The following is a 12,011-nucleotide window of genomic DNA, read 5'->3' on the forward strand; positions in this document are numbered from 1 at the left end:
GAGAAGCGGAATTTGTTCTCTTGCGCCATGTTGCCTTCCGACGTGACCAGCCCTCCGTACGGACGGTATTCGTACAGGGCGCGGCGTCCGCGCGCTTCCCCGAAGAGGGAAGTGACGTTCTTCATCGCGTCGTGCATGCAGTAGAGATGCTCCTTCACCTGCGTCCCGTTCGCCTCCCAGCGCGTCATGGCCAGGACGCGCGTGGCCTCAGGTTCCGAGGGGTCCCAGAGGTAGCTGCGCACAAGCTTCGGCGTTTCCCCGGTCAAGTCGCACTCCGCCACCTGCAGGTAGTCCCGGTAGAGGTAGCGCGCGTGGAAGCCCGTTGTCCCTCCGACCGTCACTTTTTTCTCGAATCTCCTGCCCATGTAGTCGTAGGTGCATTCCACTACGGTTTTGGCGCTTTCATTGACGAAGCGCACCGGGCGGTTTTCCGCGTTGTAGGCGACTTGCCAGATGCCGGTGGATGTCCTTATCAATGTCTGATTGCCGTCCGCGTCGTGAACCGGCTCAAAGGCGGCTTCTTCTCCGCGCTCGATGGCGGTGTATTGGTTGAGCGGGCCGGTTGTGTAGGCGGTCGCTTCTTCCGCGTCTTCCCGCGCGGTTTTCCGGTTGCCGATGTTGTCGTAACTGTAGCCGTATGTCCTGCCGCTGACGGCGGCGGTCAGTTCGCTCCGGCTGTTGCAGGCAAAGCTGTCGTTGACGATATTCCCCTGGCGGGCCGTGCGCCGCGTGACGGGCCTTGCCAGACTGTCGTAAGCGTATTCCCTTCCCACAACCAAATTCCAGAAAAGGTATATAAATATTTTTTATATTCTGTATTTATTTTAAATTTTATCATTATTTTCACTCTTAATTTTTAAGAAGAAACAAAATAATAATATAGAAAATATCAGAGACAGACAACAACAAATTATTATTCCTATCATATCTGATAATCTGGGACTACCCAAAGTGTATTGCTTCGGATTTTCTGGATTCACATGAACAGGAATAAAATTTTCTTTTGTAATATTTTCCCCATATCTTGACAATAAATTTTTTCTCATATGAGAATGTATATATTTTTTTTCTTTCCAATAATATGACACGCATAATTGCTCCTGTTTTTCGGATTTCTGAACTTCTTCTACTCTCCCCCGAATTTCAACCCAATTCTTGGAAGATTTATAATTCACATATTCTACGGACAAAGGAATGGCCGTTAGTATCGTACTAAAAACACAAAGAATAGAAAGTGACAATATTATTCGCTTTTTTACGAAATTGATTTTCTTCCTATATTCAACTAATAACTGTTTTTCACTACTTATATCAATTTCTGACTTCAATTCAGGATATCGTCCGCATATCTGGTCAAACAATTTTAATATTCGCGAATAATTTCCCGATGAAAAAATAATGTCTGTATAATCTAATCTCTGAATTTTAATACTATACACTACTGGATCTATTTGAAAAATTTGGACCTTCCCATTATTTCTGAATATGTAAGCATTTGAATTAGAAGGACCACTTTCCAATAAAATACGAGTATCGCTAGCTAAAGGAATTTGCTTTGAATTTATGCATATTCTAAACACATACTGATTAACAATAATTTTAAAATTATTTAAGACAATATATATTTTCCCAAAAATAAGCATCATACTGACACCAAAAGTCGAAATTATGATAACTAAAGAAAAAAGTGATATAATTCCTAATAATATAACGTGACTAGTAATTCCGTTTTTCAGTTCGATAATAAATGAATAGAAAACTATTGGGAAAAATATACAACTAAAACAAATGAATAGAAAAACAACTATTAGTATTTGTTTAATGCCCGATATCCATCTATTATTACAAATTATCGTATCCATAATTTCTCTTGTTTTATATTAAGTGCGATGTACATTTATTAAAAATATACATCGCACTTAATAAATATAAAAATTAATTTAATTTCAATGTTGGTATTTCAAACTTGTAAGGTGTGCTTTCAATTGATAAATTTTTAAGTATATCAAGTCTTTTTTCATCATCATAGGACAGATTGAACCAACCGAAGTTTGCGAATATGGAATAGGAGATAGAATTATTCATTTCCGTATAAAATTGAAATTCACAATCTGAATTTTTACATTGTACGATTGCTCCTGCTTCTCCTGAAACACTCGCGCGAGCACCAACTCCTACTTCTGTTTTAAGTCTATTATTTTTAAACACTCTCCCTATGGCCCCTCCTTCTAGACCTAATGTAAAGTTGGTATTTGCTTTTACTTCTAAAGAGGTATTACATGTTCTGGGATCTATAGATCCTTCGATTGAAGCAGTTCCGGCAATGGCAGAGAAACCTCTCACTCCAAGCATAGCAAAAAGAGTATATCCCCATTTCGTCTTTTGCGTTGCAAAACCTAAGGTAAACCCTACTTCACCAGAAACAGAAAAATCACCGAATATTTTATATTTATCAAAACAAATAGCCAATGTTGAACTTGTTGACCAATCAACAGCCCAACCGCCTCCTGTTAAGGAACCTTTTGATGCAGGGCATTGCAAGGGCCCAAAATTGTAAGTGACACATTTTTTTAACCCTAAATAATCAAAATTGATGATACCATTATTATTTACGAACGCGAACAAATTCCACCCACCCTGTTCCATGATGGGATCTCGGCTGATCCACCTGCCGTCGTGCGGATTGAGATGCCGGTAGTTGTAGTAGATGAGGCCGAGCTCGTCGTCCATGTATTCGCACGAGAAGCGGAATTTGTTCTCTTCCGCCATGTTGCCTTCCGACGTGATCAGACCTCCGTACGGCCGGTATTCATACAGGGCGCGGCGTCCGCGCGCTTCCCCGAAGAGGGAGGTGACGTTTTTCATCGCGTCGTGCATGCAGTAGAGATGCTCTTTCTCCTGCGTCCCGTTCGCTTCCCAGCGCGTCATGGACAGGACGCGCGTGGCCTCAGGTTCCGAGGGGTCCCAGATGTAACTGCGCACAACCTCCGGCGTTTCCCCGGTCAAGTCGCACTCCGCCACCTGCAGGTAGTCACGGTAGAGGTAGCGCGCGTGGAAGCCCGTTGTCCCTCCAACCGTCACTTTTTTCTCGAATCTCCTGCCCATGGAGTCGTAGGCGCATTCCACGGTTGTCCCTCCGTCTTCGCTTTCGAATTTCACGGGCCGGTTTTCCGCGTTGTAGGTGACTTCCCAGATGCCCGTGGATATTTTTACCAGCGTCTGGTTGCCGTCGGCATCGTTTTGGGGGACGAAGGCCGCTCCGCCATTTTTTACCATTCTGTCGTACTGGTTGACTTCATTGCTTTCATAGTCCGTCGTGTTGCCGAATTCGAAGGCTTCCTTCCGGTTGCCGATGTTGTCGTACTGATGGTTATCAGATCTTCTACAACACCTGGGTCAATTTTTATTTATACATTTTAATTGATTTTCGGTTTTTGTCCGAAAAGAGTTTCAGTAGCCCGGGAACTGCTTTGACCAAATTTCCATATGACAAATTCTTTATCCTCTATTCGCTGCATATTACTTGGACCAAAATTGGAATACCTTCCCCAGTTTGCCACAACATCGTCAGGCGAATCCAGTTTCCTCATTTTTTCAATTAGGGACACTTCCTGTCTGTTGCATTGATATTTTATAATATTTTTTGGATCGCGCTTATAGATTTTACTTGTCTTTCTATCAACATAAATCACAAGGTCTTCTATCATAAATATAGAGGAATTGCTGAAAAAAGCAACATTACCACAGCAGATAATGAATGATTCTCGAGATGGCGTCTTAATGTCCGGCCAGGCGCTAAAGAAAATATGAAATTGAAAAAAAGATTCGCATATGTCAGCGAATTTTTCACATTTCAAGATATTTAAATCAACAGGACAGAATTGATATTTCCTATTGTTATATGCTATAATATAGGGCTTAGCAACCTTATCTTGAAAATCAACTTCCTGCGCGCTGGAGGCACAACACAAGACTGCACATGCCAACAAACATACCAATTTTGTCGATTTGCGCAAAAAATTCGTATAGAAAGTTATTTTTTTCATTGTTGCCATTAGTATTTCATTATAATTTTATAATACCTTATAAGTATCCCACAGTCTATAGCAACTTGTAGAATACTTACATTGTTAATTTGTGTGCTCTCCTAAGTCTCTTAGGAATCCTTTTAACTAATAACCTTATTATCTAATATTTCTCACATTAATTTGGTTTCAATGGTTTTTAATAAACTACCATTCCTGTAAAATGATTCCGTCCGATAAACAGAAGGAAGCCTTTATAGAATTATCTAATTCAGATTATTTAATATGTGCTTACCAAATCATAGAACAAGAGAGCATTATAATATATTTAACATTAAAAGAAAAAACTAGATACGTATGTTAATATAAAAAATACAATAATCCATTTAACAATCATCTTGATGTCACGTACAATAAAAAAATTAGTACACTGATTACGTTGTAATTTATCAATCGGACATTTTTCGATGAGGAGCAAAAGAGCATCATTGATCTGTCTGATAGAATCAAACCATTTAGTTTTAAAATGTATATTGCATTTACTACTAATAATCCATACATCAAATATTTGATATTTTTCCAATTTTTTAAATACTTGTGGATTGATAGCTTTGCCTATTTTATAGGCATCGAAACATGAAGCATTAATGATAATTTTTTCTATATCTTTATATAAAATCTCCTTTTTTTGCCACCATAATTTTTTGATTATTCTATCATTGCATAACAATAATTGATAGCTAATTAATTTAATATTTAAACAAACTCCTATAAAAAAAATTGCTGCTAGAACAGGTAATTCACCATTGTTAATATTATCTGGATTACAAAATTTCCATAAAAATAAACTTAATATAATCCCGCAAGATACTACTGCAAGAACGAAAGCTTTACGAGGTTTTAAATAAATATTAATTATTTTTTGAGATGACATTTTAGTGCAACGGAATTATAATTATTGCTTCCTGTCTTTCTCCAAGGGTATAAGATTGTCTATCTATGTCAATACGAAATACAACAATGGTAGAATGTTGCATGAAAATATAATTGAAAAAAAGTGATGGATTTGACCTACCCGCCTCTAGCGGTATATGTGATTGTGACATCAATGGTAAATTCGAACTATCAGAATAAATTCTACTGGATTCCAAGGTTCCGTTGCTTAATATCGTGCTAGGTAAGGACAAGGTAGTTCCTGGCAAAGAATTATAAAATTCTGATCCACTGTACTTCGCAATGACTCTCAGGCGAATTTTTCTGATAGTGCTTTTTTTAATTTAGTTAGCACTGTTTTACCTACAGCAGACCAAGAATTTCTTCCACTATTTAATCCAGGAATTTTAACAAATTTTGCTATAGGTGCACTAGCCCCTATAGCAGGTAGTTCCAGTAAAAGTAACATGAGTGGAAGTTCGTTGTCCTTCCAATCCCTACTTTTTTGAAACTCCTGATCATATACTTATTAAAAAAATAACCACTCGGAGGATAACAGCTTCTGAGTGGTTGTAATTCGTAAAAAATTATTTCATTTCAAGATCAATTAACAACAATTACAGTTTCTATAGAAACTAATGAAAATGCTATAATCATGAAAACAATAGAAAGAATGCAAGCTATAATATTTGCCCAAGTTCTACGTTTATTTTTTATATAAAAAACACTTATAAAAAAACATAATATATTTAAAATCAATGATAAAATCAACATCATCCATGATATCCAGTCATACCATGCATCTGAATCCAATGACACTGGAAATACCAAAGTAAAAATTATAAATATTATAATCAGGAAATAACCTGATATTGTTAAAATTAACGGCTTCATTTTTTGATTTTTTTAACTAATTCGTCATATTTTTTCAATGCTCTTAATGCCCATGAATTACAATTATCTGTATCAGGATTTATCACTTGTATGATTTTAATAACATTTCTACTTAAAGGCACTGGAATTATTTGCCCCATATTATTCACTTGGTATAATGTGCTTTGTTCTTCAAATACTACATTAATTGTAAATCTAGTCAAGCTATAAGGTTTAGGAGGTGTTTTCTTAATAGATTCTCGCAATATACAATCATCTAGATTATCTAGAATTTTGATATACAATTTTCTTTCTTCACCTTCGCTATTATCCTCATGCAATCCATCAGGGAAATAGCCAATATTAGTTTCATCATCAAAGAAAAAATGAGAATGCTGTATTGATAATCCTTCTGCTTTATATACATGCCCATGTATAGTATAATATTTTTTCCCATCGTGAGTGAATGCTGTATGTGCTAAAGGACGCCTAGATAAGTAACCTTTCCCTAAATAATCAATATTGATGATACCGTTACTATTTACAACGCGAACAAATTCCAACCGCCCTGTTCCTTGATGGGATCGCGGCTGATCCACCTTCCGTCGTGCGGATTGAGATGACGGTAGTTGTAGTAGACCAGCCCAAGTTCTTCATCGCTGTATTCGCTGCTCCACTGGATGGGCTGGGTGACGTCCCCTTCGGCGGCGGCTTCTCCGTAAGGCGTGTAGGTGTAAACTATGCGCAGGTAACCGGCTTTCCCGAAGATTTCCGTGACGTTCCTGGTCAGATCCCACCCATAGGCGTACCAGGCGCCGTCTTTGCGGATGGCCGGCGGGCGCGTAGCCTCGGGCTGCGTCGGGTCCCAGAACAGGAACCATCGGAAGACCCCGCTGACGGCATCTTGCAAAAAAATAATACGCCTGCAAGTAAACTTGCAGGCGTATTATTAAATATTAGATATATATTATTCCACTTTAATATCAGATATAGTCAGCTTTTTATCCCTACTTATTTTAACTGATTTTTCTCGTATATCGTCGTCTTTTTTAGGTGTCCCAAAAAAAGTATCAACGAAATAATAATACTGTTGATCAGCATAGACCTTATAAGTATGTTTTAGACTCATCTTTCCTGACTTACATAGTATAAAAAAAGCAGTTTTCACAGAAACACCTATATCAGGAAGAATAAAATCTTTACCGGTAGAATTTTTACTATCATATACAAGATTCATTATTTTACTTTGCTCCACAGCACTTGCTTCTATTGGAGAAAAAATACATATCCCCACTAAGATAATCATATAAAAATATATAAAATTATTCTTTGACATTTTATTATATAATCTAACATTTATGGTTCTTTAATACAACACATATTCATCATCTCTTTTTGAAAACTATGGCAGTTTTGTCCCCATGGATAGGACCAAGACCCAGAATATGAAGATGCAAATTTACGTATACAGCTTTTTATACCTTCTTCTGTCACATCACAACATTTTTTTCCTTTTTCTTTGCCATACTTCATGAATGTTGAAAAAAATATACCAGTATTAAGGACAGGATGAAATTCATAATCTGCAGTATCACCATGATGAGCATCTCTAGTCATACTTGCCATCCCTGCTGCATGGGCATCTAAAGTACCATTTAAATAACCAGGTACTCCTGTAAGAGTGGAAAGTAGATCCACCCCTTCAGCTGGCCACCATCCATAGCTCTCATTACCCAATTCAACCCACCAGTGCCCATATGCATCTTCTTCTTCTTCTTCCAGTTTTTTAAATACATTCTCTCTAACAAGCTGTTTCCATTTTATTGTTTTTCGTTTTATAGTAATGACAATAATAGGAGTATCTTTCGGTATTATTTTTTTTCCTAAATAATCAATATTGATGATACCATTATTATTTACGAACGCGAACAAATTCCACCCTCCTTGTTCCATGATGGGATCACGGCTGATCCACCTTCCGTCGTGCGGATTGAGATGACGGTAGTTGTAGTAGACAAGCCCCAGTTCTTCATCGTTGTATTCGCTGCTCCACTGGATGGGCTGGGTGACGTCCCCTTCGGCGGTGGCTTCTCCGTAAGGCGTGTAGGTGTAGACCGTCCGCAGGTAACCGGCTTTCCCGAAGATTTCCGTGACGTTCCCGGTCAGATCCCACCCATAGGCGTACCAGGTGCCGTCTTTGCGGATGGCCAGCGGGCGCGTAGCCTCAGGCTGCGTCGGGTCCCAGAACAGGAACCATCGGAAGACCCCGCTGACAGCATCTATGGCGGCTATTTGCAGGTAGCCACGGTACATGTAGCGCAGGTAGCTGCTCACCGTCCCGTTGACGCTCACTTTGCGGGTGTGCCGCCTGCCCATGTAGTCGTAGGTGCATTCCACCACGGTTTTGGCGCTTTCATTGACGAAGCGCACCGGGCGGTTTTCCGCGTTGTAGGCGACTTGCCAAATGCCGGTGGATGTCCTGATCAATGTCTGATTGCCATCCGCGTCGTAAACCGGTTCAAAGGCGGCTTCTTCTCCGCGCTCGATGGCGGTGTATTGGTTGAGCGGGCCGGTTGTGTAGGCGGTCGCTTCTTCCGCGTCTTCCCGCGCGGTTTTCCGGTTGCCGATGTTGTCGTAACTGTAGCCGTATGTCTTGCCGCTGACGGCGGCGGCGGTCAGTTCGCTCCGGCTGTTGCAGGCAAAGCTGTCGTTGACGGTATTCCCCTGGCGGGCCGTGCGCCGCGTGACGGGCCTTGCCAGGCTGTCGTAAGCGTATTCCCTTTCCACAACTCTTGTGGCGCCGCGTTTGTAGACCATGGTAGCGACCAGATCCCGCTTTTCCTCATAGCCCCATTCCAGCGTCATGCCGTTGGGCATGGCCATCACGGAGGGCAGGCCGCTTCCTTCCATGTATTGCCAGGTGAAGGTCTGGGGTGCGCTTCCCTGCAGGAACCCGGCCGTGGCGATGCGGCCGTCTTCCCCGTAGCCGATGCTTACGGTGTGCTGCGCCGCGCCGCTCCGCGCGTAGATGTAGCCTGTGCTGCGCCCGAAGGCGTCTTTTTTCTCGGTGATGAGGTGGGTGTGGTTGCCCACTCGCAGGTTGTCGGTTTCCAGTTCTCCGTAGGGATTGTAGGCGAAGGTTCGCGTTCCGGCGGCATCAGTGATTTGCGTCAATTGACCGAGGTGGTCATAGGCGAAGCTCTGGCCGGGCGTGGCGTCCGAGTAGCTGATTCCCGTCAGCAGCCCGCGGGCCTGTTCGTAAGTGCAGGTCTTCACGATGCCGCGGGCGTTTGTTTCCGTGGCAATCCTGTTGAAGGCGTCCCAGGTTTTGTCCACATGCGTTCCGTCGGCATACGTTTTGCGCGTTTCCAGCCCCGTGGCTTCGTCATAGCTCCAGGTGGTGGTGTCGCCGTCCGCGCGCTCGGAGGGGTCCTCCGCGATATCTCCTTCCTGCGCCGCGCGGAAGGTGGTCAGGCTCACCAGGCGGTCGGCCTCGTCATAGCCCAGGAGCAGGGGCTGCGTCCCCGTCCCCCATTCGGCCGTTTTCCGGCCTCTGGCATCGTATCTGGCGCATTTCGTATTGCCCAGCGCGTCCGTCACTACGGCAGCCAAGCCGTGGCAGGAGTCGTACTGCGTCACGGTTTCATTCCCGGCGGCGTCCGTCACGCTGACGGCCCGACCGGCCAGGTCAGTCCGGGTCGTCGTTGTGTTGCCGCGGCCGTCCGTGCGGGTCAGGGTCATGCCCGAGGCCGTATAGGCGCGGGCGGCCGTCTCCGTGATGCCCGCGTGGTTTTTCTGCGAGAGCATAAAGCCGTCCGCCGCCACCGTTTGAGCCGTGACGCAGGAAGAGGGGATAACGCTCTTTTGGATTTTTTTCGTATTTCCAGCATACTCCGTCCACTCCGCCGAAGTCAAGCCGCGTTCGTCAACAATGACCGCTTTTGTTTCCAGAACTCCGGAGAGTTCGGACAGGAGCTGCTTCCGTACGGAGACAAGCGGCTGCCCCTCAGCATGGTAGCGGGTTTGCGCCGTCACCATATAGACGCCGTCCTCCGCGTTTTCCACGCTGAAGGCATATTCCCGGATGGGGCTGTTGTCCGGAGCGGGCTGCTCCGCCAGGGCGAGCGTTTCCCTGGTCATGTTGCCAAAGGCGTCGTATTCATAGAGCGCAGGCGCCATGGCGACGACCCCCTCCTGCGCTCCCGCATCCCTCCATGCGCGGATGAGACGCCCCTGTTCATCGTATTCGGAACGGTCATACAGGAACCCGGCAGTCGTGGGCGTCACTTGCACGACGCTTTGTCCGAAGCCGTTGACCAGGGTCCGGGAAAGGATGATGGCCTGGCCGGCCAGGGTAACGGTTTCCCTCAACCAGTTATTGTCAATGTCATAGACATGGCAGCGTTCACGCTGTCCCGTGCCGTATTCATGGAGTACGGAGCCGTCGGAGTGACGTTCCGTGACGAGGGTAGCGCCGGAGGGCGTCGTGACGGTTTCCGTAAGGCCGTCTTCGCTGTAGGCTGTCGCCGTCACGCGGCCCAGCACATCGGTTTGCCTGACGATACGGCCGAGCCTGTCGTATTCCACACTTTCCGTCGTGGTCATGGCTCCCCTGTCCCGGCGCGTCTGCAGGGCGCGCCCGGCGGCGTCCCGGGTGTAGGTGGTGATGGTTTCCGGGGTAACGACCGTGTCTCCGTCGCTGATTTCCGAACGGATGGTTTCCACCAGCTGGTGGGCGCTGTTGTAACCGTACGACGTCAGGACACCATCTTCGTCCGTTTCCGAGAGCTTGCCGCAGCACATCCAGGACGTGGCGCTGACGCGGCCGTTGCCCCGCGTGGTTTTCGTGCGGCGGCCTTCTTCATCGTATTCATGGGCGCCGCTTGAGAGCAGCAGCCAGTTGTCGCCATCCCAGATGCTTTCCTGCTCAAAAAGTACCGTGCCATTGGCGGCAATGAACGATTCCGTCTTGCGGCTCTGTCCGGCCGCCAGTCCGCCGCCAGCTTTGGTGATGGCCGTCTTTTTATGCGCGGCGCCGTATTCCGCGGCCGCCTCATAGTCATAGGAGGTTTCCACTCCGGCAATGTCCCGGGTGAATTTCATTTGCCCGGCGGCATAGGGATAGGCGGCGGCTTCTCCATACGTTTCTTCCACGCTTGTCTGTTCCTGGCTGGAACCGGCGGCAGTCACGGTTTTGACAACCCGTTCCATGAGGGGAGACTGCTCATAGGAGTAAGCGACGGCCGTCAGTTCGATTTCCGTGCCGTCGGACAGCGCCCGGGATTCGGCGACACGCGCCGGACGGTTGTCGTAGAAGCGCAGGCCGGCGTATTCGGTCCGGGTTATCTGTTCTCCGCCGCCGGCCCAGGGCGCCGCCTCAAGCGTGACCCGTCCTTCGCCGTCGTATTCATAGCGCGTGTAGCCTCCGTCCGGGCGGTTGATCCGGGAGACGCGGTACTGGCTGTTGTATTCGTAGGAGGTCGTCCGCGCCAGCGGCGTGTTGAAGGCTTCCGTTTCGCTTACCAGCAGCCAGCCGCCGTCCGTGTATTGCCTGACGCTGCGGCTGCAGGAAACAGGCTCGGCATCGTTGATGCCCCTGACGGTCTCAATGCGTTCCGAGAGGCCTCCGTAGAGGCGGTTAGTTTCAATGGTGCGGATGATGGTGTCGTCCCCCTGGCCTTTGGCGATGCTGACTCTGCCGGGTTCTTCCGTACGGGTGATGGTGTGGGCCGGCAGTCCGCGCTGCTGGCGCGTGATGACGGTGGTCCGCACGCCGTTTTCTTCCGAGGACAGGAAGGAGGAGGTTTTATAAGGTTCCCCCGTTACCTCGTATGTTCCGTCGGCCAGGACCGTGACGGCGGCGGGAGCGTACCATTCCATGACGAGTTCTCCGTCCGCTCCAGTCCGGGTGCGCATCAGCCCCTCCGCGGCGCTGTAGCTGCTTACCAGGCTGCCCTCATGGTCATACGTATTGCTCACATTCCGGAAGTAGTCTTCCGCCAGAAGAACCCTGCCGAAGGCGGAGGTCATGCCGACCACAGCGCCGGTTTCCGCAGAGAAGCGGATTTTCTGCCCGTCCGCGTCCACCAGGGAAAGGTAGGCGGGGGCGCCGGAAACGGCAGGAGCCAGGGTTTCATCCAGCAGCTGCACCCTGAAGTCGCGCTTGCGGGAGATGCCCGC

9 protein-coding genes and 1 pseudogene are annotated in these 12,011 nt (G+C 46.2%); all 10 read right to left on the reverse strand.

Annotation, left to right across the window (positions count from 1 at the left end):
- Positions 1 to 773 (reverse strand): annotated as a pseudogene (locus CI070_RS00005) (RHS repeat-associated core domain-containing protein); the annotation flags it as partial.
- Between the two features lie 51 nt (positions 774 to 824).
- Positions 825 to 1,646, reverse strand: a complete 822-nt coding sequence (locus tag CI070_RS12830; protein ID WP_143246884.1) for a DUF3592 domain-containing protein — start codon at positions 1,644 to 1,646, stop codon at positions 825 to 827.
- A 289-nt stretch (positions 1,647 to 1,935) separates the two neighbouring features.
- Positions 1,936 to 3,276, reverse strand: a complete 1,341-nt coding sequence (locus CI070_RS00010; protein ID WP_094136339.1) for an RHS repeat domain-containing protein — start codon at positions 3,274 to 3,276, stop codon at positions 1,936 to 1,938.
- 140 nt (positions 3,277 to 3,416) lie between these two features.
- On the reverse strand, positions 3,417 to 4,046 hold the full coding sequence (locus tag CI070_RS00015) for a hypothetical protein (protein ID WP_143247149.1): 630 nt from the start codon (positions 4,044 to 4,046) through the stop codon (positions 3,417 to 3,419).
- Positions 4,047 to 4,359: 313 nt separating this feature from the next.
- On the reverse strand, positions 4,360 to 4,959 hold the full coding sequence (locus CI070_RS00020; protein ID WP_143245596.1) for a hypothetical protein: 600 nt from the start codon (positions 4,957 to 4,959) through the stop codon (positions 4,360 to 4,362).
- 309 nt (positions 4,960 to 5,268) lie between these two features.
- Positions 5,269 to 5,427 (reverse strand): hypothetical protein, encoded by a 159-nt coding sequence (locus CI070_RS13260; protein WP_179218379.1) that lies wholly within the window; start codon positions 5,425 to 5,427, stop codon positions 5,269 to 5,271.
- A gap of 421 nt (positions 5,428 to 5,848) precedes the next feature.
- On the reverse strand, positions 5,849 to 6,394 hold the full coding sequence (locus CI070_RS12835; RefSeq protein ID WP_143245597.1) for a hypothetical protein: 546 nt from the start codon (positions 6,392 to 6,394) through the stop codon (positions 5,849 to 5,851).
- Complete coding sequence (locus tag CI070_RS00025) at positions 6,373 to 6,741, reverse strand: RHS repeat-associated core domain-containing protein (protein ID WP_179218380.1); 369 nt, start codon at positions 6,739 to 6,741, stop codon at positions 6,373 to 6,375. Before CI070_RS00025 ends, CI070_RS12835 begins: the two co-directional genes overlap by 22 nt.
- A gap of 57 nt (positions 6,742 to 6,798) precedes the next feature.
- Entirely contained in the window at positions 6,799 to 7,137 is a 339-nt protein-coding gene (locus tag CI070_RS00030) for a hypothetical protein (protein WP_094136343.1), read from the reverse strand.
- A 50-nt stretch (positions 7,138 to 7,187) separates the two neighbouring features.
- On the reverse strand, positions 7,188 to 12,011 hold a 4,824-nt coding region (locus CI070_RS00035; protein WP_094136344.1), incomplete at its 5' end, for an RHS repeat domain-containing protein.

The organism is Akkermansia muciniphila, from assembly GCF_900184965.1.
GTDB classification, from domain to species: domain Bacteria; phylum Verrucomicrobiota; class Verrucomicrobiia; order Verrucomicrobiales; family Akkermansiaceae; genus Akkermansia; species Akkermansia muciniphila_A.

Excerpts from the sequence above, each read along its gene's own strand:
- CI070_RS12830 (WP_143246884.1), bottom strand. The coding sequence starts at position 1,646 with ATGATGCTTATTTTTGGGAAAATATATATTGTCTTAAATAATTTTAAA.
- CI070_RS00010 (WP_094136339.1), bottom strand. The coding sequence starts at position 3,276 with ATGGTAAAAAATGGCGGAGCGGCCTTCGTCCCCCAAAACGATGCCGAC.
- CI070_RS00015 (WP_143247149.1), bottom strand. The coding sequence starts at position 4,046 with ATGAAAAAAATAACTTTCTATACGAATTTTTTGCGCAAATCGACAAAA.
- CI070_RS00020 (WP_143245596.1), bottom strand. The coding sequence starts at position 4,959 with ATGTCATCTCAAAAAATAATTAATATTTATTTAAAACCTCGTAAAGCT.
- CI070_RS13260 (WP_179218379.1), bottom strand. The coding sequence starts at position 5,427 with ATGTTACTTTTACTGGAACTACCTGCTATAGGGGCTAGTGCACCTATA.
- CI070_RS00030 (WP_094136343.1), bottom strand. The coding sequence starts at position 7,137 with ATGATTATCTTAGTGGGGATATGTATTTTTTCTCCAATAGAAGCAAGT.